We start from the raw sequence: 24,130 nt of genomic DNA on the forward strand, positions 1-24,130 counted from the left end.
CTTTGTTCACAATTTCAATCTTTCTCATCTAATTAACCAATTTTTTGTTTTTTTATATTAACTTCTTTGCTGATTCCCTTATTACAAGTTCTACGTCAAGCACAACGTTAGATAGTCCTTCGTTCTTATCTGTAAGTAAGCTTAGAAGTATATGTGCAGCTATCGAGCCAAGTTGGTACATTGGTCTGCGTACAGTTGTTAAGGTAGGATGAACGTAGGAAGCTAATTCGATATCATCGAAACCAACAATTGATATATCATCAGGCACAGAGATGTTAAATTCTTTAAAAGCCTTGAGAGCACCAATTGCCATCTCGTCGTTAGAACAAAACAGAGCGGTTGGAAGTTTCCTTTTCTTGTTTCTTTTAAGATAACTTCTGATAATTTCATATCCGGATTCTTCAGTAAAATTTCCCTCGAATATCCAATTATCATTTACTTCAAGTTTGAGTTCACCCATAGCACGTGTAAATCCTCTGAACCTTTCACGGGCATCGAGAGAATCTTTTGAACCTTTCATAAATCCAATCTTTGAATGACCAAGTTCGTGTAGGTATTTGACTACTTCGTATGCACCTTTTTCGTTGTTAACCCTTACACTTTTTACTCTTTGATCTTTTAAAGCTCTATCGAGTGTTACTATCTTGAATTGGTTTGCCCATTTGAGTATATTTTCATTCTTTACTGCTGGTGTCATGATGATAAGCCCACCAACTATGTCGGTTCTTAGAAATTTATCTACATCTTCTTTTCTATTTTCAAGGGTACAATATATTAGTAAGTTGTATCCAAAAGAATGCAACACATCTTGAATCCCCCTGACAAGTGCGTCATAAAATGGTCCTTTTATTTCATGGACGACAAGTGCAACAAGATCGTATTGTTGTCTTTTCAATCTCTTGGCAAAATTATTCGGTATGTAATTAAGCTCCTGAGCAGCTTTAAGCACCTTTTCCTTTGTTTCCTCACTTATCTTGCCTGTGTTGTTTAGTACATACGAAACCGTTGAGATTGAAACACCAGCACGCTTTGCCACATCTTTTATTGTTGCCATTTTTACTCCTCCCCAAATCATATTCTTTAACTTAAACGTTTCATTAAATTGTACCACAAAAATTTCAAAAATTTCAATCAGATCGTGCCCAACAAGTTGTATAATATCTTGAGCGTCGGTGAATATATTTTTCGAAAGGAGGAATATTCATGTTTGCGTGTAATTTCACAAAAGACCTTCTGATTTCGGCAGAAATTCATTATTTCAGATTATCTCCTGAATGCTGGGAAGATAGAATAATGAAAGCAAAAGAAGCTGGTTGTAGTGTAATTTCTTCGTATATTCCATGGATTGTCCACGAGGAAATTGAAAAAGAATATTGTTTTGATGGATGGTATGATTTGAGGAAATTCTTAGAGTTGGTTGAAAGAAATGGCATGCAATTCATAGCTCGACCTGGACCTTTTGTGATGGCAGAGTTGAAAAATGAGGGAATACCTTTCTGGGTATATGAAAAATATCCACATCTTGTACCATTAACATGGGATGGAAAGAAAGTTGAAAATTCAACAATTGTGTACAATCATCCAGATTTCTTGAAGGAAGTTAAACTCTGGTATCTTAAAGTAGCAAGCATTTTGAAACCTTTTGTTGATAATGGAGTTGTATGTGGGATTCAAATTGACAATGAGATAGGAATGTTGCAGTGGATTAATAATACACCAGATCTCTCAGATTTTACACTTTCGAGATTTGTGGAATGGCTTGTTAAGAATTATGGAGAAGATCGATATGGTTTTCCTTTAGATTTTTCATCCACAACTTTCATGCGTTTGAGAAGTCCAGAAGAATATTTTCGTGATTTATTTATAAGCGATTATTCGAAATTTATAAGAAAGGAATTTTCACTTTATGTCTCAAATTTGCTTGGATTTTTTCACGAATTTGGCATTGACACAAATTTTTTGCTAAATGTTCATGGAACAGCGGGTGGAAAGGCCCACACATTTCCCATAGGTATTTCGCAACTTGAGATTGCTTACAAAGAAAATGACGTAATTCCTACTACAGATGTTTATCTTGGTACGTTTTCTGTGAAGAATTTTCATGATTTGTGGAATATCAACGAAATAGTAAAGAGTACAAACAAAAAGACGTTGTACGGTTGTATGGAATTTGAATGTGGAGATGGGAATTATGGAAACGATTATGGAGAAAGAATATTACCAGAAAGTATATTACATAAATTATTGTTATCAGCAATTCAAGGTAACAAGTTAATTAATTACTACCTTTTTGCTGGAGGGATTAATTCGAAACTTAGAAGTAATGTCAAAGATGGAAACGGAAGAATAGGTTTTACAGGAGAACTTCATGGATTTGCAGCACCAGTGAAACCAGATGGGAAAACAAATTATTCGTTTGATTATCTCAAAAAGGGTAACGCGATACTTCGTGAATTTGAAATCTTGGGTTTGGACTTCGTAAAATCATTTTTGGAGTATGATGATATCTATGTTGCCTATTTTACAGAATACTATGAGACAGAGTATTATTATAAAGATACTGCCAAAAAGGAAAATATAGAATTCCATCGTGGGTATAATTTTTGGGATAGTTTCCTAAAAGGCTTACTTATGGCTGGTTTTAGGTATCGATTTTTAGACATGAAATACGAGTTACCAGAGATAAATAAACTGCTGATTGTTCCGACTACAAAATACTTACCAAAGCATGGGCAAGAAAAGATCCTTGAATTCATTGACAATGGCGGAAAGGTGATTTTGTATGGTGACCTGCCTGTTTACGATGAGTATGGTAGTAATTGTACTATACTAATAGATTACTTAAAAGTGAAACCAGGTAAGGAATACTTTTCCTCACATAAGTTTTTTCTTTCAATTTCACCGAGTTATGCATTTCCTTTTGCTGAGTTTCGTACAGACTGGGCAAGACAAATTATCCAAGATGAGGGTAATGCTTTACCGTTGGCCTTTGTTACCCAAAGTGATAGTACCTGTGGCTTGTATCTAAGGGATAGAAATACATTGTTACTAACAACCCACTTTAATTGCAACCCAGTGTTCTTCAAAATCCTGTTATCACTCATGGGTGTAGAACCTAAATGCGAAGTTATTGGGGAATATAAAGATGCGGAAACGGTTGTAGGTGTCTATCCATTTCTTTTGTCAAATGACAGCCAATATCTGCTTATAATGAACATAGAACCAATAGATAAAACAGTAACTGTGAAGCTACCTAATGTTGTTATTAACAATTTAGAAATACCTAAAAATGGGGTAAAGTTGATCAAATTGTGATGTTTGAAAAGACTTTTAGTTCATCACTCGATTCCTACTATGTTTGCAAAACGTTTCTTCGTTCTTTCTTTGCGATACGAATAAAACAGCTCTGTGCATTTGTATGTATCAATCATAGAAAACTCCATGTGCTTTACTCCAATGGATTTAAGGGTAATCTCTACTGCTTTCCATAAGTTAACATAGATCTTATCGCGGTGTTCGCTGATTACTTGTTGCCCGAATTTCAAGAAAAACTCAGTTGCAATTTCTTTACCTACTTCAAAACTCTCAGGTCCTATCGAAGGTCCAACGGTAACAAGTATTTCTTCCGGATGTGAACCAAACTCTGTATTCATTTTCAGTATTAATTCTTTCGCAATTTCCATTAAGGTACCACGCCATCCTGAATGAGCGACACCAATGACTATGTTAACTGGGTCATAAGCTAAAATGGGCATGCAGTCAGCATATGTAGTGACTAAGAATAGACCTTTTTCGTTGGTTATCAATCCGTCTACATCTTTAAGCTTTCTGTTCCAGTACGGTTGTCCTATGTCTTCTGATGTCACAACTTTTATGTTTTTACCATGTACTTGATGTGAAAATACACATTTGTTTGGGTCTATTCCCGATACCTTTGAAAAAAGTTCAAAATTCTTTGGAAAGTTTTCATCACTCACGGCCATGTTCAGTTCGGAAAGGCATGATCGAATTTCTTGAGATGTTATTTTTCTTGTTGTAAAGTAATGCTTTATGTTTGTAAAGTTGAGGAATAGTTTTGATTGAGCGACTACAACGCCTCCTAAATCTTTTATGACGTAATTCCCATAATGTGGCATATTATTACCCCCGATAGGTTATGCTCTTTATGAAAATTATACCATGAAACTCTTCTTGGTTTAAGATGATATGATGTCGTTTCATATATGTTTGGAAAACTTGTAAGACTTAAAGCATAGCTTAGCATATTAAGCAACCACATATTTCACAATAATCCACTGAATTTCTTTCAGCTTTCTCATGATCTATTCGTAGATAATTTATTATCAATGATTTTGATTAACAATTATCAAGGTTTGGGAACGTTTAGCAGATTGGCAAAAGCAAGTAACAAAATAGCTTGCGGTTGAAATTTACATTTTCACTTGTTATTAAACAGGCAAAAGAAACTTCAAAAAAGTGAATTAGGAGACGAAAAGATTGACATTCTTAGAAACTCTAAGGATAATGTAAAAAGTAGTATGATTTGTTGCATTAGTAAGATACAGATTTTCTTATCGTGTTTTTGGAATTTCTATGTTATAATTAAATTGGGGTGTGAAAAATTATGGAGTCGATTAGAAAAGCGCAGTTATCAGATGCAGACGTGATAGCAAGCTTGATTCTTGAAACCGGTTTAAGATTCTTACCCTTGGTCTTCGGTCCTCATGTGAAGCTGATACTTGGGAGGCTTGTGAAAACTCCCGGTACTGTTTTTTACTTAGACAATATACATGTTTTGGAAATCGAAGAGGGGAAGGTTGTGGGTGTGCTTGTAGCATTCCCTGGAAATGTTATTAGAAAGCGTGCTCTGAAAACGGCAGTTGTTCTTTATCAAATAATGGGATTTGAACTTATAAAAAGACTTGGAATATTCAGACTCGTTTGGATGAGAAACAAGATTAGAAACGATGAATTTTATATTTCTAATATTGCCATAGACAGAAAGTATCGTGGAATGGGATATGGAAGTAAATTGATGAATTACGCCGAAAAGTTAGCACGCGAGCATAATTTACGTAAGATTTCACTTGACGTGGAGAATACAAATACTTTAGCCATAGAACTATACAGAAAACTTGGCTACACGGGAAAAAAGGTTAAGAGGGTGTATATAAAAGGCACAAAGTTTGTGTTTGTAAGAATGGTTAAAGAGTTAAATTGATATTTCATTAGGGGTGAAATGGTGAAAAATTTTGAAAAATGCCCTGGTTGTGGTAGTGAAATTCAATTTGTTAGACCTGGAAAGCCAGGATTCATACCATTGGATGTCTATGAGAAGCGTTTGAAAGAAGGTAAAGAGATATTGTGTCAAAGATGTTTTAAACTGAAACATTATGGTATGCTCACTGGCGAAATAGATGAAGAAGAGATATCTAAGTTTCTCAAAAATTTTATCGATAGGTTTGATAATATCCTATATGTTATAGATATACTTGATTTTGAAGGCACTTATAGGGCAGAGATTGATGAAATTATTGGAAGAAAGAATGTTATATACGTTATAAACAAATTTGATATCTTACCAAGAAGCATTAGCGGAGTCCAATTGAAGAAATGGCTTCTAGAAAGAATTCCAAACGCGACTAAAGAGAATGTATTCATGACCAGTACGAAAAATGGTTTTGGAATAAGCAAACTCCAAGAATATCTCACCAAATTAAAAGGTGATATGCTTGTAATAGGTGTTACAAATGTTGGTAAATCGTCGCTTTTAAGGATGATTACAAATTCAAAAGCAATCGTTTCTCCCTATCCTGGAACTACTATTGGTGTGATAAGACATAGGTTGGGGAACTTAAGAATTTACGACACGCCGGGAATTATGGTCAATGACAGAGTAATTGATCTGTTCGATCCAAAATGCCAAGCTACTGTGCTTTCAAAAGGAGAGATTTCTCGCAAAACATTTAAACCATATCCAAATGAAGTTATATTTATAAGTGGATTATGTAAACTGCGAGCAGAATTAAAAGGTGATCATAATCTAAGACCGATATTCCAAATATATGCTCCGGAGAAAGTTACTTTCCATAAAACTAAGAGTACAGAATTTATTACAAATTTTTCAAAGTATTTTGGTAAAGAACTTTACCCGCCTTGTGGAAAATTTGATGTGAGCAAGTTATCGTTTAAAATAGTTGATTTTGAGATAGATGAAGAACATGAACTTTCCATACCTGGTTTGTGTTGGATCAACGTAAAAAGAGGACCCGTTAAGTTTAAAATTGAAATTCCCCAAAATGTTACCGTGCAATCACGTCCTTCGTTAATTAAACCGAAAAGGAAAGTTAAAAAACATTAATATGAATTACCTATCAGATTTCAGAGAGGAGGAGTATTATATATGAAGAAGAAGGAGTATCCTATTGTTACAGGAGTGAGTAACAGGCACGTTCATCTTTCGAGGGAAGACGTAGAAATACTTTTTGGAAAGGATTACCAACTTACACCTATAAAAGATTTAGGTCAACCTGGTCAATTTGCTTGCAAAGAAACGGTTATAATAGTTGGTCCGAAAGGGGCAATTGAAGGTGTAAGAGTTCTCGGACCAGAAAGAAAAGAAACACAAGTGGAGATATCGTTGACAGACGCTTTCAAGCTTGGAGTAATGCCTCCTGTGAGGGATAGTGGAGATATAGAAAATACACCTGGTATTACAATAGTTGGTCCAAAAGGAAGTGTTGTTAAGTCTAAGGGTGTGATTCTTGCCAAAAGACATATACATATGCATACGAATGATGCAGAAAAATTTGGTCTAAAAGACAAAGATATCGTAAAAGTTGTTGTTGAAAAAGAAGGCCGAAGACTTATATTTGACGATGTACTTATAAGAGTAAGTGAAAAATTTGCTCTTGAATTTCACGTGGATACTGATGAAGCAAATGCTGCAATGCTTAAGACAGGAGATTATGTCTATATTGTTGAAGAACTATAAAGGTAATTTATCGGTCGAGTACTTTAGTTCTATGTTACAAGGGGTGTCTTATTTTGAAGGTAGAGTATGAATTTAAAATCTATGAATTTAATGAATCTTTGAAAGGATATGAGTTGATGAAAAGATTGAATTTGAATCCTGAAGAACATTTGATTATTGTTGATGGTGAACTATATACAGAAGATAGAATTATTAAAAAGGACCAGAATGTCAAAATTGTTAAAGTTACAAGTAGTGGTTGAAATTGAAATGGAATTTTCTCATTATTCCAAAAAAAGTACGCTCATTAGGAGGTTTCAAGGTGAACGTTACTGTATTTGTTATACTCTTAGTCATCTCAGTTTTGCTCAATTTCTTTCTAATATATAGAAATTACAAGAAGAAGACAAAAATAAACTATTTGTCAAAACAGGTGCAAAAACTCAGAGACTTGTCAACCAGATTCAGAGATATAGTTGTTCAAAGGGAAGAACTCTTTTACAAAAACATGCATGAAGTTTCCCTTAGTTTTTTTGAAGGAGTGAAAAGTAGTTACTTGATAACGTTTGATGGTGAATTTGGAAAAGTTGTTTCACACACAGGGGTTGATCATAAGTCTTCAGCGATTGAACTCAAAAATATTAAAAAGACAGACTTACCTTACTTTGCTGAAAGGGTTTACGTTGTAGAAAAAGAAAAAATTGGTTGGCTGCTCGATCCATCCTTGAATATTTCAACAAAAGATTCAAAATTTCTTGTTTCTGACATACACATAGGTGGTGAACTGAAGGCTAAGCTTATAATCGAACGTGATTCACCATTTGTTTCGGAAGAGATAGAGACATTAAAGAGTTTAAGTGGATTTTTTACATCGTTCATAGCCACACACAACTATCTGTCCAATCAGGGCAAATTTCAAAAAGATATGATATTAACTATCATTCGCATCCTTGAATATCATGATCCATACACTAAGGGACATTCGAAAAACGTTGCTAATTTAGCTTCTTTACTTGCTGAAAAGCTTGGGTTAAATGACGAAATGATAAAGAAGACTTATTGGGCTGCACTAGTGCACGACATCGGAAAAATTGTTGTACCATCGGCTATACTTAATAAAGAGGGTAAACTTACTATACAGGAGTATGAGATTATCAAAAAGCACGCCATTTACGGACATGACTTTCTTTCAACTTCAAGTGAACTGAGAGAATTGGCAAAGTATGTCCTTCATCATCATGAGCGTTGGGATGGAAAAGGATATCCATCCGGTTTGCAAGGGGACGATATCCCAATTATTTCCCGTATAATAGCAGTTGTGGACGCGTGGGATGCAATGATAAGTGACAGACCTTACAGAAAAGGATTAACAGTTGAGGAGGCAAAGAAAGAATTAATCGAACACTCTGGGATGCAATTTGATCCAAATATAGTGAAAGGATTCATTGAAATAGTAGACAAAGAATTCTTGAGAACAAAGCTGTAAAGGAGGGAGTAAGTGAATGTTAAGATTTACAGTGAATAAATCAGAGATCGAGAAAAAAATTTCAATTGCATCTTCTGCAATAGGTTCAAGAACTGTAGATCCTATTTTACAGTGTTTGTTATTTAAACCTGTTAACGGTCATTTGAGAATACACGCAACTGATTTACAAACGTCGGTTATTTCTGATGTGCGGGTTGGAGAATACGAAGGAAATGAACCATTTGCGGTTGATGCAGAGTTGATAGATGATATTGTCAAAAATCTGCCCGAAGACGAAGTAACATTTGAATATTCAAAAGGTAAACTTATTATTAGGAGTGGAAAAGCCAAATACAGTATCGCAACAGTTACTGATACAGAAAGGTTTCCTATCGTACAAGCAGATGAGAGTGGCGTGAATTTTAGTATAGACACATCAATATTAGAAGAAATGATTGATAAAGTAAGCTTTTGTGCCTCGACTGAAACTGCTATGCGAGCGTTGAACGGTGTTTACTGGGAGATTCACGGCGGTTTCTTAAGGTTAGTTGCAAGTGATGGTTATAGGCTTTCATTAGCTGAGCAAAAACTTAATATAGAGAGCGAATTTGATTTTATAGTTGCACTGAAAAGTGTAAAAGAACTTGAGAAGTTGTTATCGACGACAACAGAACCGATTATAAATATCACTTATGATCACTCGCTTGTTTCATTTAGCGCTGGAGATGTAACAACGATTGTGAGAACCGTTGAAGAAAATTTCCCCGATTACAAACGGGTACTCCCCAAAGTTTTTAAGACGAGAGTAGTTTTAAACCTTGACGATTTTTCGGAAGCGTTAAAGCGTGTTATGATAATAGCAAAAAGAGGAAATGAAAAGGTACAGTTAAAGATCACGGATGATGTTATGGAACTCGCAAGCCAAAGTTCTGACTTCGGAGAAGTTGTTGAGAGTATACCTGTAACAAAAGATGGAGAAGATCTTATAGTTAATTTTAATCCTAAGTTTCTTAACGAAGCTGTACGTCATATCGATGAGAAAGAGATAGAATTCAATTTTGTAGATAGTCTTAGTCCGTTGCAAATTAATCCAAGGAACGTGGGTGGTTATATGTACATAGTCTTGCCAGTGAGAGCATAATTTCATAATATAACCCAAAAGAAGGTGCAAAGTTTGAGAAGAGGATTTACTCTGATTGAATTACTTATTGTGATGTCGATAATAGCTGCATTAATGTCTGTTGCAACGCCAGTTGGTATAAACGCACTCCAGCAAGCTAAGGCTACCAATGTTGCTTCGAACTTTAGAGTTCTTAATCAGGCATTAATTCAGATGCTAACCTTGGAACAAAATCCACCAACAAGTGGGGATATAATTGGTTATCTTGTGACTAATAATTATTTATCAACACACCCTCAAGGATTTCAAATTATCTATAACCAAACGGAGAAGGCATATGTGATTACTTACTTAAACTCAGATATTGATCCTTTAAAAGTGAGAGCATTGAACCAATCAGTTGAGTTGGATAGTAATAATAAACTGATCCTTAAAGTTCCTAGGATGTGAAATTTTCAATTTTGAGGAGTTTTAATATGTTAAAAGTTAAAGACGTTGAAAAAAAATTTAAGAACAATAAAAAAATTCTAGAAGGTATATCTGCGGAATTTTTTCCAGGGCAAGTGGCTGCAATAATAGGCGAAAATGGAAGCGGTAAGAGTACGCTTTTGAATATTGTTGCAACTTTTCTTCGTCCAACCAAAGGGATGATTCATTTTAATGAAAAAGACGTTTTTAAAAATATTCGCGAATATAGACAGATTGTGTCATACATCTCGGAAAAGGTTGCACTTATACCAGAGCTTAGCGTTGAGGATAATTTAAGATATTTCCATAAAATATTTAAATCATCGGCTATCATAAGTGAAATCTCATCGAGGGTTGGCATTCAAGATTTTATAAAACTAAAACCATCACATCTTTCAAAAGGGCAGAAGCAAAGAGTTTCGATCGCTGTAAGTCTTTTGAAAGATCCTCAGATAGTGCTTTTAGACGAGCCAGCGGAAGGGCTTGATGTGGAGACTAAGCAAGTGGTTAAGAATTTGGTTAAACAGTACAGAAATGCCGGAAAGATTGTCTTATATGTTACACACGATGAAGATGAAATTGAGGAAGTTTGCGATAAGATTTTGGTGTTAAAGTTTGGAAAAATTGCTTTTTTTGGCACTGTTGAAGAATTTTGGGAAAGGTACGAGAAATTTTACACAGTAACGTACAAAGTAAACACGGAGAAGAAAATGAAGATCATGAGCTTGGACGAGCTGAACGAAAATAAAAATCAACTTGAAATTGTTCATCTTAGAAATCTCGGGTTAAGAGAAATAATAAACATTGTTGAGAACTATGAGAGGAGATGATCGCATTGATAATGAAAGGTGATATGGTTAAGCTGAGGCCGTTGGAGATTTCAGATTCAAAAGCTCTTGTTGATTATTTAAACAATGAGGAAATAAAAGAATTCGTAAGTTTATTCTTTCCCGTAAACAATTTTCTTGAGGAAGAATGGATAAAACGAAATGCAATATCTCACAACAATTTAACCTTGGGTATAGAAGTTGATGGTAAACTTGTAGGCACAGCTGGGTTTAAGAACATAGATTGGATAACAAGGAGTACCGAATACGGGATAGCTATATATGATCATACGTATTGGAACAAAGGTATAGGTACTGAAACTACAAAATTAATGCTCAGATATGGATTTGAATATCTGAATTTGAATCGTATATGGCTAAAGGTATTTGAAAATAATCCCCGTGCTATAAGGGTCTATGAAAAATGTGGTTTCATACAGGAAGGAAGAGAAAGACAAGGTAGATACTACAAAGGACATTATTGGGATGTGATTCATATGAGTATACTTGCCGAAGAATATTGGAGGTTGAAAACAGAATTATAAAGTTCAGAGAGTTGAGGAGGTGGAAACATGCTTTTTTACGATCCAACCTTTATTATCTTGATTCCAGCATTACTCTTGGCGTTGTGGGCACAGCTCATGGTGCAGTCTAATTTCTCAAGATATTCTCAAGCTAAATCTCGTATTGGTATGACGGGAGCAGAACTTGCAAGATTCATTCTTGATTCGGCAGGACTCTACCATGTAAGAGTCGAGGCTATACCTGGTTCTTTGACTGATCATTACGATCCAAGAGAAAAGGTGGTAAGATTATCACAGGCTACGTATGGAAGTGATTCTATAGCTGCTCTTGGTGTCGTAGCCCATGAAATCGGTCATGCTATCCAACATGCGAGTAATTACGTTCCTATAGTTATAAGAAACGCCATAGCACCTGTTGCAAGCTTTTCGTCAAACTTAGCCTGGATATTCTTCATAATTGGTCTGGTAACTGGTGCAATCGGACTTGCACGATTTGGAATACTACTCTTCTTGGCTGTTGTCTTATTCTCGGTAATAACACTTCCCGTTGAGTTTGATGCAAGTAGACGTGCTATGAAGATTCTTGAGAGAAATCTAATGATGCCAAAAGATGAATTAAAAGGTGTAAGAGCTGTGCTCTCGTCGGCTGCTATGACTTATGTTGCTGCCACACTTATGGCAATTTTGCAACTTCTCAGGATGATTTTAATAACACGAAGTAGAGATTAAAAGTGATAATTAATAAAAAGTAAGGTTACCTTAAATGGTAACCTTACTTTTTTAGTTTATTTTCCTAAAGATCCAGAGTTACGTAATTCTTGATTTTTTAAACTACAGAAATTTTTGAATTTCTTCCACCTTAGTACTTATGACATACATAGACTCGAATGTCTTTTTTTGAGCATCTAACATAAGTTTGAAAGATCTTTCAAGCTCTTCAACTATGTTGGTTATATTCTTTATATTTTCCTTAACCCTGTTTATGTCCTCTTTTTGCTTTTCATATGTTATAACCATGTTTTCAAAATTATTTGTCATAAAATCAACGTTTACGATAAATTTGTCGAGAGACTTGGAAAATTTTCTATTTCTTTCAATAATGATTCCCAAATTTTCTATCAAGCTCAAAAGCTCTTTGCTAAAGCTTTGAAATTGAACAAGTATATTTCCTGTGTTTTCTTCTATGTTTTGAGCGAATTTCGCCGTCTCGATTGACAACTGTCTTATTTCACCTGCTACTACTGAAAAACTTTTTCCAGCTTCCCCTGCCCTCGCCGCTTCTATAGAAGCGTTCAAAGAAAGTAAATTTGTTTGAACGGCGATGTCCTTTATCATTTTTGTGACATCTTTTATCTTTTCAAAATCGTTACTCAATCTTATAAAACTTTCTCTTAAGAACTGACTTTTAGTTTCAAATTCTATAAGTAATTTCTCAGTTTCGCTGTTTTCAGTTTTGCTTGAATTTGAAAGTTCAAGAATCTCTTTATTTAAAGACTCGGAAGTGTTTATTATCTTTTCAAATCTTGCACTGGTTTCGAACAAATTGTCAAGAAATCCGATGAAATTTTCCACACTTTCCATCAAATTTGTCAGGCTGTTTCGTGATATCTTGAATGTTTCTTTGATATCTGACTCCAAATTGCCGAAGACCTCTAATTCTTTAACAGTTGCTTCTGATAGTTCGTTTATCTTGTTTTTGGAATCAACCAATTTGTGTATAACTCTGGTCTGTTCTTCCATTAAGTTAGTTATTGCTTCGTTCATTCGTTTAGTTTCGTTGAAAGAGTCTATAGCTTTCGACGTTATATAAATAGCCACAGTTATACCAAATGCCAATTGACCAATGTTGAAAAACATAAAGTCAAGAGTGATAACTTTAACGACGGCTAAAATGGACAATATTGTAGCACCAAGTACAGCGGCAAATCCCATAGTAACTAATCTTTCATTCAGTTTTTTTGGTTCAACAATCGACAAGTAAGAAAGATACAATATTAGTATAAGAGAAAAGAGGTAAAAATTTGAATAGTTGGCTCTTAATGATGCCAAACTTGGTGAAAATAAAACTGGAAGGAACAATATCCAATAGACAAAAAGATAAACCTTTTCATATAATTTAATTTTTGATTTAAAAATCTCTTTAACGAACAAAAAGGCCATGAACATAGCAGCTGCAGCACCGACAATAGCTATTTTTTTCCAAAGAAGAACAGGGATCAAAAACAAATTCATTTCATCGATAGCTGTTAAAACGGGGAACGTAATAGCCAAACTACCAAATAAGAACGCTTTTTCTTTTAGACCGTAGAATAAGAGCACACCAACCACAAAAAACGCCAACATGAATCCTGTACCAAGGTAGAACATACTCGATTCAATAAGATTCGCGCGTTCTATAAACCTCATAATTTCTTTGTTTTCGCCTATGAAAAATTTTTTCTCTATACCACCGTTACTGACAAAGCATAACTCTATTCTAATCTTTCCTTCAAGCAATATAGGTATGTATCGATGCCAACTATTTAAATTACCATTTATATCAGAAAGTTCAAAAATCAACTCATTGTTTTTAAAAATCTTAATGTACCTGTTGGCCGTGAATGCTGCAGCGAGTGTTTTCCCTTCATATTTTTCTCCATCTATCTCCATGGTAATTTTGTGTTCCTCATTGTCCTTAAATATCAGAAACGCAGGGAAACTTGAATCTTTGCCATCAACTGAAAGCTTTACATCCTTGAACTCCGTCACATCAAAAGAAGATCTATAAACAGACATCAAAAGTATAATAATAACGATTAAAAATATTCCAGCAATCCAAAAAAGAAAGTTTTTTAAGATGTTTCCCATCAATAACCCCCCTCCTCCATAGTAATATTTTTGTTTAGGTATGCTTATTATATCATAAAGTACAGAGAATAATAAGCATTTGACATTTCCAATAAAACAAAAACTGGACACCCTACTAAGCGGTGTCCAGTTTACAATCAATTTATATCAGGTTTGAAGATTGACTCTTGCAACTAACTTTCATAGCTACCGGTTGAGGCAGAACCAGTACCTCCTTGTGCCTGTTGTTTGTAAATATACTCGCCAATCTTTATACTTTCTCTTTGCAAGTCATCGTAAAGCATCTTGACTTTAGCGATATCGTCTTTGTTGATAGCATCTCTAAGATCTTTTATTATCTCTTCGAGTCTATTTTTCGTTTCAACAGGTACCTTACCTTCGTTTTCTTTTAGGATCTTTTCGATATGATAAGCCATATCGTCTGCTTTGTTTTTAAGTTCAACTTCCTCACGTTTTCTTTTGTCTTGCTCTTCATACATTTGGGCTTCTTTAATCATTCTTTCTATATCGTCACTGCTCAATTGGTGTCTTCCTGTTACAACCATTGATTGTTCTTTACCAGTTCCAAGATCCTTAGCAGATACATGCACTATACCATCGCTGTCTATGTCGAAAGTAACTTCAATTTGTGGTACACCTCTTGGGGCAGGTGGAATTCCAACAAGTTGGAAGCTACCAAGGAATATGTTGTCCCTTGCCATTGCACGTTCACCTTGATACACCCTAACTTCAACACTTGTCTGGCCATCTTCAGCAGTTGTAAAGACTTTACTTTTCTTAATTGGTATCGTCGTATTCCTTGGGATGATTGGTTCAAGCAATCCTCCTTTAACTTCCACACCAAGTGTCAAAGGTGTTACATCTACAAGTACAACATCTTTATCCTTTGCACCTTCTGTACCAGCGAGTATAGCTGCTTGAATAGCTGCACCTATAGCAACTGCCTCATCAGGATTAACACTTTTGTTTGGCTCTTTACCAAATATATCCTTTATGAACTTTTGAACCATAGGTACTCGTGTCATACCGCCAACGAGTATTATTTCATTTATATCTCTTGGCGAAAGTTTTGCATCACTTAAAGCCCTCTCGACAGGTTCTCTTGTCTTTTCAACAAGATCTCTTGTAAGTGATTCAAACATTGCCCTTGTCAATTTCATCTCTAAGTGCAGTGGACCCTCAGCCGTTGCCGTAATGTAAGGTAAGCTGATGTCTGTTTCAAGCTTTGATGAAAGTTCAATCTTTGCCTTCTCGGCTGCATCTCTTAATCTCTGAAGTGCTTGCTTATCACTCCTCAAATCAACACCGTATTGTTTTTTAAACTCGTCTGCAAGATAATCAATAATCCTTTGGTCAAAATCATCTCCTCCAAGATGATTATTTCCACTTGTGGCAATCACCTGAATAACTCCGCCACCTATTTCGAGAATAGATACATCGAAAGTACCACCACCAAGATCGTATACAAGGACCTTTCTTTCACCTTCCATTTTATCAAGACCGTAAGCGAGAGCAGCGGCGGTTGGTTCGTTGATTATTCTAAGCACCTCAAGACCAGCTATGATACCAGCTTCTTTTGTAGCTTGTCGTTGTGCGTCGTTGAAGTAAGCTGGACAAGTAATAACTGCCTTTTTAATTTCACCACCAAGATACTCTTCTGCGTCTTTCTTAAGTTTTTTGAGTACGTATGCACTGATTTCTTGTGGGGTATATTCTTTGTCATCGATCCTCACCCTGTAATCTGAACCCATTTTTCTTTTTATAGATTTTATGGTTCTATCTGAGTTCAGTATAAGTTGCCTTTTAGCAGGTTCACCAACAAGTATCTCTCCAGATTTTGTGAATGAAACTATAGATGGTGTGGTTCTGTTACCTTCGGCGTTAGGAATAACTTCTATGGAACCATCTGGTTTCATCCACGCAATCACAGAGTTCGTTGTTCCAAGGTCGATACCTACAACATACTCCTTTTTTGCCATATATCTCCACCTCCAAAATATTTTTCTCGCAATCATCAATTATATTTTACATTGTTAGCACTCATTTGTCAAGAGTGATAATAAAAAATATTTGAGGTTTTAAAGCAATAACCTTTTAGGTTTGAATTGATAACAAACCAAAATGATTATGGGGAAAGATAAATGAGGTTGAAACATACGGAGCGCTCAATGTTTTGCTTGACTTGAAACCTGTTAAGTTAGCTGTTTCACCAATAAATTAGCATTATTAGTAAAGAAGGCATGGAAAACCATGCCTTCTTTTTTTTATTCTGTGATTGTGAATTTGAAAGTTGTGTTATGTTTGTAAACTTCACCTGGTCTTAGTACGGTGTTTGGAAAATTCTTATGATTTGGAGAGTCAGGAAAATATTGCGTCTCAAGGCAAAAACCAGTATGCTGATCGTATATTTGACCATATTTGCCTTTTAATCCAGCCAAATAATTCCCCGTATAAAATTGCAGTCCGGGCTTTGTTGTATAAACCTCCATTCTTATCCCTGTTACAGGCTCTTGCACTATTGCTGCTAAGTTACCGTTCAGTACAAAGTTAAAGTCAAAGCCTCTTGCTGGTGAGTCCATTAACTTTTGTATAGCTTGACCAACTTTTGTGAGTTTTCTTAAATCAAAAGGTGTATTTTCAACTTGGGCTATTTCACCGGTAGGTATGAGGTACTCATTTACCGGTGTATATTTATCTGCATTTATCATTACGTAATGATCATAAATCTTTCCACCACCAGCAAGATTAAAATAGCTGTGTTGAGTCAAATTAACTATTGTAGGTTTGTCCGTTGTGGCGAAATATTCAATCTTCAGTTCGTTATCATTAGTAAGTGTATAGATGACTGTTACATCGAGGTTACCCGGATATCCTTCATCTCCGTCGTGACTAAGGTATCTTAATGTAAGCTTTACACCTTCTGGTGTTACACTTGAAGATGCTTTCCAAACCTTCGTATGGAAACCTTTGTATCCACCATGTAACGAATTTGGTCTACCTCTATCATTTAAGGCCAGTTGATAACTTACACCATCGATTTCAAATTTTCCATAAGCTATTCGGTTGGCAAATCTTCCCACGATCGTACCAAGGAAACCAGGATTTTTCTCGTATTCTTCAAGTGTATCGTATCCAAGTACAACATCGATAAATTTCCCTTGTTTCGATGGTACCCAAAGCTCTCTAATAATACCACCGTAGGTGAGTATTTTAGCAGTCGTTCTTTTTTCGTTAATTAAGGTATATTCATCTACAGCTATCCCTTCCTTAGTGTTACCAAAATATCTACTTTTGCATTCTGATTTCATGTCTCTCTGCCCCCTGTATTTTCAGAAATTCTTCGACTGCACTCTCTAAAATGTTCAGCGAAGCCTTCCAGAAGTCTTTCTTAGTTATATCTATTCCTACACTTTTTGCAACTTCTTCGGCTGTGCCTTTGCCAGTTGATGACAAAAGCTTTTTGTATTTTTCAAAAAATCCGTCTTCGTTTTTCATTGAATACACGCCAAGTCCAAACAACATTCCAAATGTGTACGGGAAGTTATAAAAGTGAAATGTTGGCGAATAATAGTGTGGTTTCACAATCCACATGTATGGATGCAAAAAGTTATGGTCCAATCCATCGGCATAAGCTTGTTTTTGGGCATCCAACATTAACTGTTTAAATTCGTTAACACTTAATGGACCATTCTTTCTTTTTTCAAAAACTGCACTTTCGAATAAGAACCTGCTGTAGATATCAATAATTATCTGCACGGCATCCGAAAGTTCTTTATCGAGTAATGCCAATTTCTCCTCGTCGGTTTTTACTTCTTGTTTGATTGTACTGAGCAAAAGAGTCTCGTTAAATATTGAAGCTGTTTCTGCAAGTGTCGCAGGAGTTGTACTGTTCAAAGGTGTTTCATCTTTGAGACAATAGTTATGAAATGCATGTCCCAATTCGTGTGCGAGCGTCAGAACATTGTCAAGTGTACCATCGAAACTCATAAGTATTCTGGACTCTTTTAAGGCTTTAACAGACGAGCAAAAAGCACCTCCACGTTTTCCTGGACGTGTTTCGGCATCTATCCATCTTTTCTCAAAGGCTTGATCTATAAAGGCACCAAGCTCTTCAGAGAATGTGGAAAGTTTTTCTACAATAAATTTTCTTGCTTCGTCAAATGTCCATTTCTTATCGTATCCACCGATTGGGGCAAACAGATTGTACCATGGAAGTCCATTCTCATAACCTAATAACTGTGCTTTCTTTATTAAATACTTTCTTAACGTGGGCATTGATTCTTTAACAGCTTCCATCATCGCATTAAACGTTTCTTCTGTTATTCTATTTTCAAAAAGCATAGGTTCAAGTGGGGAAGTGTAGCCTCTCAATTTGACTTCTGTGATAAATTCCCCTTTTATGTTGTTTAAACATTGTGCGATCACGTCAGAAACTTTTTCACAAGCTTTTAATTCTGATTCATATGCCTTTTTTCTCAATTCTTCTGAGCGTTCATAAGCCATGTTTCTTACTTTCATTAATGGAAGCTTTTTAACTTCACCGTTAATCTCCAACTCACACATTAAATTTGACGTTGTCTTTTCATAAAGATTATTCCAGGCGTTGCCACCTGTTAATCTCATAAGACTTATAATCTTTTCTTCGTTTTCCGAGAGCATATATTTTGATAGTAACTTTTGTTCTTTTAGAACATATGAATGGGACTGTAATGTAGGTGAATTCAATTTTTCAAAATCTATCTCAGACTCTTTCAAAAATTTTCTTAACTTTGTTCGAATCATCGATAGATCAACAAGCTTGCTTCTGATAATATCAAGGTATTTTGATGCAGTTTCATTGTTCGAATCAGCACTTAATGTTAGACTTGCAAAATTGTACAATTTACTTGCTTTTAACGAAAGATCGTTGAACTTGTTTATCACATACTCGAGTTTATCTTCTACTTGATGCTTGTTCTGGTTCACTTGTAGATTTTCATTGCACCACAATGTAAATTCTTTTAGATCGTTTTCTAGATTTTTCAGATCTGAGAGAAATTCTTCCGAGTCAAATGAACTGTAAATGTTTGTTAAGTCCCATCTCATAGCTGACACCTCCAATAAAAGATTCAAATATTAGTTCGCATACAAAATTATATCACAAAGTGTTATAATTTAATTGAGCTATTTGGAATTTCAAATAGGAGGTATTCAGCATGATAACGACAAAAAAAATAATAGATATGAAGGGAAAAGAACCTATAACTATGATTACAGCATACGACTATCCTACAGCTAAGATAGCATACGAAGCCGGTATAGAATTACTACTTGTTGGAGACTCCTTGGGAAACGTGTTACTCGGATACGACAGTACCATTCCAGTTACTATGGAAGATATGTTGATTCATATAAAGGCTGTTAGAAGAGCAGTTCCAGATGCTTTCATAATAGGTGACATGCCGTTTTTGTCTTACGAAGTAAGTGTTGAGAAGGCTGTAGAAAATGCGGGCTTAATGATGAAAGCGGGGGCAAACGCAATAAAATTAGAAGGTGGCGAGGAACACGCAGAAGCAATTCAAAGAATAATAGCCGCAGGTATTCCTGTGATGGGACATCTTGGTTTCACTCCTCAATCAGTGAATTTGCTCGGAGGTCATCGCGTGCAGGGTAAAACACCTGAAAGTAGAGCAAAAATTCTCAAAGATTCAAAAATACTTGAAGAGCTTGGATGTTTTGCCATTGTGTTAGAACTTGTGGTTGAAGGTGTTGCAAAAGAGGTAACAGAGAGCTTAAAAATACCTACCATTGGAATAGGTGCCGGTAGGTATTGTGATGGACAAGTGTTAGTTTTTCATGATGTCGTAGGATTGACTAATTTAAACTTGAAATTTGTTAAAAGATACGCTGATGCGTACAATGTAATGCTAAACGCAGTGAAAGAGTACAAAAATGAAGTAAAAAATAGAACGTTCCCATCTCATGAACACGTTTTTGAATAAAATTTCACATCTCTTTGTCAAGTTCACTTTTGATAAACTCGTTCCATAGTGTTACAAAAAATATTGCTACCGGTACTGCAAAAAATGTTCCAACAAGTCCGTAGAACAAGCCTATGAGGAATATAAATATAAGCATGAGCACAGGGTTGATGTCAGCCCTTTTTTTCATTATAAAAATAAAGAATAAGAATGCCCCCAGGTGAATTAACATGACGATGGTGTTGACTATTATAAAGTTTTTCAACCCCAAACCAAGACTTACTATAAGGATCGGTATCCATTCTATCACAACACCGACGATCGGGATGAAATTGGTGACAAATCCCCAGAAAGACAACAAGACTTTGTATTCTGGTAAGTAGAAACTGAACAGCACATAAAAAGATATAGCCACCACGAAAGCCCCAAGAAGCATAACGTCAACATAGCTGGAAAGTGCTATACCAAGTTTTTTCAAAAAATCTTCTATCAGTGGTCTAACTTTCTTAGGAAACAGTCCAGGTAAAGCTTTTGTTGTCCAGCTTGTATAAATGGTTATGTAAACGGTAAACAATATACTATAAAACATTACAGTAAGAGTATTAGGAACGCTTTTTGCCATTGTTATTGCCAAAGTACTGAATAATTCACTTATCTTTGGACTTGCCCAAGCAACGATATTACCAATTGTTTCGGAAAGGTCAGGATTATCTACCAAATAATTTTCCCAATATTTCGAATCAAGTATTTTTTTCATAAAATCGTAAAAAGATGACACCTGCTTGAAAACGGGGGGAATTATGTTTATGAAGGCGTAGATTAACACGAAAAAGTAAAATAATAACGATATCGTCACAGCGAGTGGATACGGAATTTTCAAGCGCAGTAGATTTTTCAATATAAAGTTGACTATAAGAATAGAGACTAAGGAAAATACAAAAACATAAAGAAGTGTTTTGAATAGAGCAAATGCTATAAGCATTAAAGCGGCGTATGATAAGACTACCAACAAAGCCTGTTGCCTAACGCTCAATTTCATTTATCGCTCCTCCTATATGTCTTTCAAAATATTCTCTTATCTCTTCAATGTTGTTTGTTTTTCCAAGCACTATCATTAACTTTACCCGTGCCTTTTGGGCTAATGGATGTTCACTTAATATTGCTCCTCTTCTTCGCAAGTCCGCTCCACCACCGTTGTATCCATAGATAGGGAAAACTCTACCTTTAAAGCATCTTGAAGTTATTACAACAGGTATACCATTTTTGATTACCTCTTCCACAACAATGGAAAGCTGGGGCGGAACATTCCCTCTACCAAAACCTTCGAGTACGATCCCTTTGTAACCAAGTTGATACACCGCTTTGAGAATTGAACCATCATCACCTGTGAATGTTTTAACGATGGCTACTTTTTCTTCTATTTTATCTGTATATATCTTCTCTCTTGTTAGCGATTTTCTGAAATAAATAACGTTGTTCTCATCCACAACACCAAGTGGACCGTAACCTGGTGAATCGAAGGTCGCAACGTTACTCGTATACGTCTTTGTAACTTCCCTTGCAGCATGTATTTCATCGTTTAGACATACAACTACTCCCATACCGTATGATTCATCACATGTAGCTACCATAACTGATGATAGTACGTTTCTTGGTCCGTCTGTACTCAGTTCGCTAATATTTCTCATGGATGCAGTTAAGACAACAGGTTTTTCTGTCTTCAGAACAAGATCAAGAAAATATGCAGTTTCTTCCAATGTATCTGTACCGTGTGTTACAACAACACCATCGTAATTTTTTTCCTCGAGTAATTCATCTATAGTTTTAGCAAGATTCCACATACTTGAAGGTGTCATATAAGGACTTGGTACGTTGGAAAATTCGTATAACTCAACATCAGCTATATCGTAAAGTTCTGGAATATCCGTAACAAGCGCGTTACCTTTATCAAAAGGTACAACCGTTCTGCCCTTTTTTACCATCGCTATAGTACCGCCAGTACTAACGATTACTATCTTTTTCCCCATTTTCTCCGACTCCTTTCAAATCGATAATACAAGTATCAGTACCAATATCTTTTCTTTCTTACTCTCATACCTACGAGTACACCGTATATGAAACCGCCAGCATGTGCCCAGTAGGCTACTCCTGTACCGGTGATGTCAGCAAGTAGACCGTTAGCAACTTGAATTATAAACCAATATGGAAGGTATATGAAAGCGGGAATTTCAACGATAAACGGTAGTATAAGAAAAACAAGCGAAACTATACGAGAATAATAAAATAATACAAAGTAAGCGCCCATCACAGCCGAAATAGCACCTGAAGCCCCAACAAGAGGGTACGGAGAAAATGGGTTGAATATAATATGAAAAAAGAGAGCAAATATTCCGCCAGTTACGTAAAATAATAAGTATTTGAAATGACCAAAAGCGTCTTCTACGTTATCACCAAATATCTTCAGAAACCACATGTTACCTATTATATGTGACCATCCTCCATGGACGAACATGTGAGTAAAAAGTGCCACAAAAGGAAAGACATAATACATCTGCTCCGGAACGAAACCATATGTATAGAAAAATTCCTCAAGTGCGGTACCTGAGAAGTCCATTCCAGAAATGATTATTTCGTAGATAAAAACTAAGATGTTGGCAGTTATTATCGCTACGTTAACAAAAGGTCTTTTTAAACTTGGGATTGTATCATATAAAGGAAACATTTATGCCCCCTCCTGAACAAAAAATGTCAACCACCATAGACTAACCAATACTGTAAAATTCCAATAACCTCGCGAAAAAAATAGCAAGTAGTGGAGAACGCTTCAAACGATGGCAAGTAATCGAGGTAGGAATTTCTAAAATCTATTGGCACATCAGCACTTGAATAATAGATTTTACTAAAGAATTTTTTAAACACCCACAAACTTCTTTTCATGTGTAAAGAACTTGTAACAAGTGTGATGGCCGTATCGCCTATCAACTCGCGAGTGTATTTGCCATTTTCAAACGTGTTTCTTGCTTTATTTTCAATTATTACATCCTCCTCAGGAATACCAAAGTTGATAAGCACCTTTTTCATAAACAAAGCCTCTGGTAAACCTTTATCTACAACTCCACCAGTGACGATTATCTTTCTTGGGTTTTTCTTATACAATTCCAAAGCTTTGTACAATCTTCTTAGAGTATGTTTACCTATTTCATACCTTTGATCAAACTTATCAACGCCACCACCAAGTACAACGATATATTTTCCATTGTCTTCTGTGTCAACTAGAACTAAGGATTTTGAGATAAGATATGTAAACCAACTTGAGGAGATAAGATACATTATTATCGCAAACACTAAAAACAAGTATCTATCTTTTCTAATATTTTTCTGCATTGTATACCTGACACTTTTATCGGTTTTTGAATAAAAAATAAAGATGATGGAAAAAGCGGTTACAAAAATGCCTGGAATAGTTATAAACGCACTTACTATTTTGAATAGATGCAGCATATTATTCACCTCCGGTGTTTCGAAAATATTTTTGCAACGCTACCTCATCGATTATTAACCTTTCCTTTCTATCCAACTGTAATTTTTCATGTTCCAAATAACGCTCTTTGAGTTTCTCAAAACTTCTTTTTTCTGTTCTTTTTTCAAGAAAGTTTCTCAGGATAGTTTCTTCTTCTGATCTTAGATTAGACAACCTGTCGCTTAATAACTTGATGTAATCATTGTACATTCTCAAAAGGTACAATAAAAAACTAACCTGCGCACCACTTTGTGAAGTGCGCAGTTGATCTTCTACTTCTTTTCTTGTCATTTGTGTTTTCTCAATTTCTTCTTCTATTTGTCTGATTCTAAGACGTACTTTGTTTAGTTGATCTTTTAAAATTTCCTCTTCCCTTTTTCTAAGAGACAAGATTTTCTCTAATCTGAACACGTCAGACCTCTTTCT

Annotated in this window: 23 protein-coding genes; 12 read left to right on the forward strand and 11 right to left on the reverse strand. The window is 35.5% G+C overall.

Features of this window, described 5'->3' with window-relative positions; genetic code table 11:
- Positions 1-52: 52 nt before the first annotated feature.
- Positions 53-1,054, reverse strand: coding sequence for a LacI family transcriptional regulator (locus tag N2Z58_00145; protein ID MCX7653078.1), 1,002 nt, complete (start codon positions 1,052-1,054; stop codon positions 53-55).
- Positions 1,055-1,203: 149 nt separating this feature from the next.
- Here N2Z58_00145 and N2Z58_00150 point away from each other — a divergent pair, with 149 nt between their 5' ends.
- Complete coding sequence (locus N2Z58_00150) at positions 1,204-3,315, forward strand: beta-galactosidase (protein MCX7653079.1); 2,112 nt, start codon at positions 1,204-1,206, stop codon at positions 3,313-3,315.
- A gap of 23 nt (positions 3,316-3,338) precedes the next feature.
- Here the strand turns inward: N2Z58_00150 and pgeF are convergent, their stop codons facing one another.
- Positions 3,339-4,136 carry a peptidoglycan editing factor PgeF gene (pgeF, locus tag N2Z58_00155; GenBank protein ID MCX7653080.1) on the reverse strand — a complete coding sequence of 266 codons (798 nt, stop codon included), beginning with the start codon at positions 4,134-4,136 and terminating at the stop codon, positions 3,339-3,341.
- A 488-nt stretch (positions 4,137-4,624) separates the two neighbouring features.
- Between pgeF and N2Z58_00160 the strand changes: the two genes are divergently transcribed.
- Genes N2Z58_00160 through N2Z58_00205 form a run of 10 tightly spaced genes read left to right on the forward strand, consistent with a single transcriptional unit; the run spans position 4,625 to position 12,106 of the window.
- Positions 4,625-5,221: a GNAT family N-acetyltransferase gene (locus N2Z58_00160; GenBank protein MCX7653081.1), complete on the forward strand. Its 597-nt coding sequence runs from the start codon at positions 4,625-4,627 to the stop codon at positions 5,219-5,221.
- A 21-nt stretch (positions 5,222-5,242) separates the two neighbouring features.
- On the forward strand, positions 5,243-6,361 hold the full coding sequence (locus N2Z58_00165) for a 50S ribosome-binding GTPase (protein ID MCX7653082.1): 1,119 nt from the start codon (positions 5,243-5,245) through the stop codon (positions 6,359-6,361).
- A 42-nt stretch (positions 6,362-6,403) separates the two neighbouring features.
- A complete protein-coding gene (locus N2Z58_00170; protein MCX7653083.1) occupies positions 6,404-6,994 on the forward strand; it encodes a phosphate propanoyltransferase in 591 nt (196 codons plus the stop codon).
- A 53-nt stretch (positions 6,995-7,047) separates the two neighbouring features.
- The gene (locus tag N2Z58_00175; GenBank protein MCX7653084.1) at positions 7,048-7,236 is read left to right on the forward strand and encodes a hypothetical protein; all 189 of its coding nucleotides are present in this window, start codon (positions 7,048-7,050) and stop codon (positions 7,234-7,236) included.
- 59 nt (positions 7,237-7,295) lie between these two features.
- A complete protein-coding gene (locus N2Z58_00180) occupies positions 7,296-8,459 on the forward strand; it encodes an HD-GYP domain-containing protein (protein MCX7653085.1) in 1,164 nt (387 codons plus the stop codon).
- A gap of 16 nt (positions 8,460-8,475) precedes the next feature.
- On the forward strand, positions 8,476-9,579 hold the full coding sequence (gene dnaN, locus N2Z58_00185) for a DNA polymerase III subunit beta (protein MCX7653086.1): 1,104 nt from the start codon (positions 8,476-8,478) through the stop codon (positions 9,577-9,579).
- A 33-nt stretch (positions 9,580-9,612) separates the two neighbouring features.
- A complete protein-coding gene (locus N2Z58_00190; GenBank protein MCX7653087.1) occupies positions 9,613-10,008 on the forward strand; it encodes a type II secretion system GspH family protein in 396 nt (131 codons plus the stop codon).
- A gap of 26 nt (positions 10,009-10,034) precedes the next feature.
- Entirely contained in the window at positions 10,035-10,856 is an 822-nt protein-coding gene (locus N2Z58_00195; GenBank protein ID MCX7653088.1) for an ABC transporter ATP-binding protein, read from the forward strand.
- A gap of 11 nt (positions 10,857-10,867) precedes the next feature.
- Positions 10,868-11,398, forward strand: a complete 531-nt coding sequence (locus tag N2Z58_00200) for a GNAT family N-acetyltransferase (protein MCX7653089.1) — start codon at positions 10,868-10,870, stop codon at positions 11,396-11,398.
- A gap of 27 nt (positions 11,399-11,425) precedes the next feature.
- Positions 11,426-12,106 carry a zinc metallopeptidase gene (locus tag N2Z58_00205; GenBank protein ID MCX7653090.1) on the forward strand — a complete coding sequence of 227 codons (681 nt, stop codon included), beginning with the start codon at positions 11,426-11,428 and terminating at the stop codon, positions 12,104-12,106.
- A gap of 102 nt (positions 12,107-12,208) precedes the next feature.
- On the opposite strand, the gene N2Z58_00210 is transcribed toward N2Z58_00205, so the two are convergent.
- From N2Z58_00210 to N2Z58_00225, 4 genes are all read right to left on the reverse strand, one after another.
- Positions 12,209-14,224, reverse strand: a complete 2,016-nt coding sequence (locus N2Z58_00210) for a methyl-accepting chemotaxis protein (GenBank protein MCX7653091.1) — start codon at positions 14,222-14,224, stop codon at positions 12,209-12,211.
- Between the two features lie 173 nt (positions 14,225-14,397).
- A complete protein-coding gene (dnaK, locus tag N2Z58_00215; protein MCX7653092.1) occupies positions 14,398-16,203 on the reverse strand; it encodes a molecular chaperone DnaK in 1,806 nt (601 codons plus the stop codon).
- Positions 16,204-16,488: 285 nt separating this feature from the next.
- Positions 16,489-17,532, reverse strand: a complete 1,044-nt coding sequence (locus N2Z58_00220) for a galactose mutarotase (GenBank protein ID MCX7653093.1) — start codon at positions 17,530-17,532, stop codon at positions 16,489-16,491.
- The gene (locus tag N2Z58_00225) at positions 17,510-19,309 is read right to left on the reverse strand and encodes a M3 family oligoendopeptidase (GenBank protein MCX7653094.1); all 1,800 of its coding nucleotides are present in this window, start codon (positions 19,307-19,309) and stop codon (positions 17,510-17,512) included. The genes N2Z58_00220 and N2Z58_00225 overlap by 23 nt, the downstream gene beginning before the upstream one ends.
- Before the next feature lie 113 nt (positions 19,310-19,422).
- On the opposite strand from N2Z58_00225, the gene panB reads away from it, so the two are divergent.
- Positions 19,423-20,205 (forward strand): 3-methyl-2-oxobutanoate hydroxymethyltransferase, encoded by a 783-nt coding sequence (gene panB / locus N2Z58_00230; protein MCX7653095.1) that lies wholly within the window; start codon positions 19,423-19,425, stop codon positions 20,203-20,205.
- A 4-nt stretch (positions 20,206-20,209) separates the two neighbouring features.
- On the opposite strand, the gene N2Z58_00235 is transcribed toward panB, so the two are convergent.
- Genes N2Z58_00235 through fliJ form a run of 5 tightly spaced genes read right to left on the reverse strand, consistent with a single transcriptional unit; the run spans position 20,210 to position 24,115 of the window.
- Complete coding sequence (locus N2Z58_00235; protein ID MCX7653096.1) at positions 20,210-21,223, reverse strand: AI-2E family transporter; 1,014 nt, start codon at positions 21,221-21,223, stop codon at positions 20,210-20,212.
- Entirely contained in the window at positions 21,207-22,211 is a 1,005-nt protein-coding gene (locus N2Z58_00240; GenBank protein MCX7653097.1) for an asparaginase, read from the reverse strand. The genes N2Z58_00235 and N2Z58_00240 overlap by 17 nt, the downstream gene beginning before the upstream one ends.
- Positions 22,212-22,246: 35 nt before the next feature.
- Complete coding sequence (locus tag N2Z58_00245; GenBank protein ID MCX7653098.1) at positions 22,247-22,906, reverse strand: rhomboid family intramembrane serine protease; 660 nt, start codon at positions 22,904-22,906, stop codon at positions 22,247-22,249.
- Positions 22,907-22,932: 26 nt separating this feature from the next.
- Complete coding sequence (locus tag N2Z58_00250) at positions 22,933-23,685, reverse strand: YdcF family protein (GenBank protein MCX7653099.1); 753 nt, start codon at positions 23,683-23,685, stop codon at positions 22,933-22,935.
- A 1-nt stretch (position 23,686) separates the two neighbouring features.
- Positions 23,687-24,115 carry a flagellar export protein FliJ gene (fliJ, locus tag N2Z58_00255; protein ID MCX7653100.1) on the reverse strand — a complete coding sequence of 143 codons (429 nt, stop codon included), beginning with the start codon at positions 24,113-24,115 and terminating at the stop codon, positions 23,687-23,689.
- Positions 24,116-24,130 lie beyond the last annotated feature (15 nt).

The organism is Fervidobacterium sp., from assembly GCA_026419195.1.
Taxonomy (GTDB): Bacteria; Thermotogota; Thermotogae; order Thermotogales; family Fervidobacteriaceae; genus Fervidobacterium.

Coding starts and splice junctions, on each gene's coding strand:
- N2Z58_00145 (MCX7653078.1), bottom strand. CDS start 1,054: ATGGCAACAATAAAAGATGTGGCAAAGCGTGCTGGTGTTTCAATCTCA.
- N2Z58_00150 (MCX7653079.1), top strand. CDS start 1,204: ATGTTTGCGTGTAATTTCACAAAAGACCTTCTGATTTCGGCAGAAATT.
- pgeF (MCX7653080.1), bottom strand. CDS start 4,136: ATGCCACATTATGGGAATTACGTCATAAAAGATTTAGGAGGCGTTGTA.
- N2Z58_00160 (MCX7653081.1), top strand. CDS start 4,625: ATGGAGTCGATTAGAAAAGCGCAGTTATCAGATGCAGACGTGATAGCA.
- N2Z58_00170 (MCX7653083.1), top strand. CDS start 6,404: ATGAAGAAGAAGGAGTATCCTATTGTTACAGGAGTGAGTAACAGGCAC.
- dnaN (MCX7653086.1), top strand. CDS start 8,476: ATGTTAAGATTTACAGTGAATAAATCAGAGATCGAGAAAAAAATTTCA.
- N2Z58_00195 (MCX7653088.1), top strand. CDS start 10,035: ATGTTAAAAGTTAAAGACGTTGAAAAAAAATTTAAGAACAATAAAAAA.
- N2Z58_00200 (MCX7653089.1), top strand. CDS start 10,868: ATGAAAGGTGATATGGTTAAGCTGAGGCCGTTGGAGATTTCAGATTCA.
- N2Z58_00205 (MCX7653090.1), top strand. CDS start 11,426: ATGCTTTTTTACGATCCAACCTTTATTATCTTGATTCCAGCATTACTC.
- N2Z58_00210 (MCX7653091.1), bottom strand. CDS start 14,224: ATGGGAAACATCTTAAAAAACTTTCTTTTTTGGATTGCTGGAATATTT.
- dnaK (MCX7653092.1), bottom strand. CDS start 16,203: ATGGCAAAAAAGGAGTATGTTGTAGGTATCGACCTTGGAACAACGAAC.
- N2Z58_00220 (MCX7653093.1), bottom strand. CDS start 17,532: ATGAAATCAGAATGCAAAAGTAGATATTTTGGTAACACTAAGGAAGGG.
- N2Z58_00225 (MCX7653094.1), bottom strand. CDS start 19,309: ATGAGATGGGACTTAACAAACATTTACAGTTCATTTGACTCGGAAGAA.
- N2Z58_00235 (MCX7653096.1), bottom strand. CDS start 21,223: ATGAAATTGAGCGTTAGGCAACAGGCTTTGTTGGTAGTCTTATCATAC.
- N2Z58_00240 (MCX7653097.1), bottom strand. CDS start 22,211: ATGGGGAAAAAGATAGTAATCGTTAGTACTGGCGGTACTATAGCGATG.
- N2Z58_00245 (MCX7653098.1), bottom strand. CDS start 22,906: ATGTTTCCTTTATATGATACAATCCCAAGTTTAAAAAGACCTTTTGTT.
- N2Z58_00250 (MCX7653099.1), bottom strand. CDS start 23,685: ATGCTGCATCTATTCAAAATAGTAAGTGCGTTTATAACTATTCCAGGC.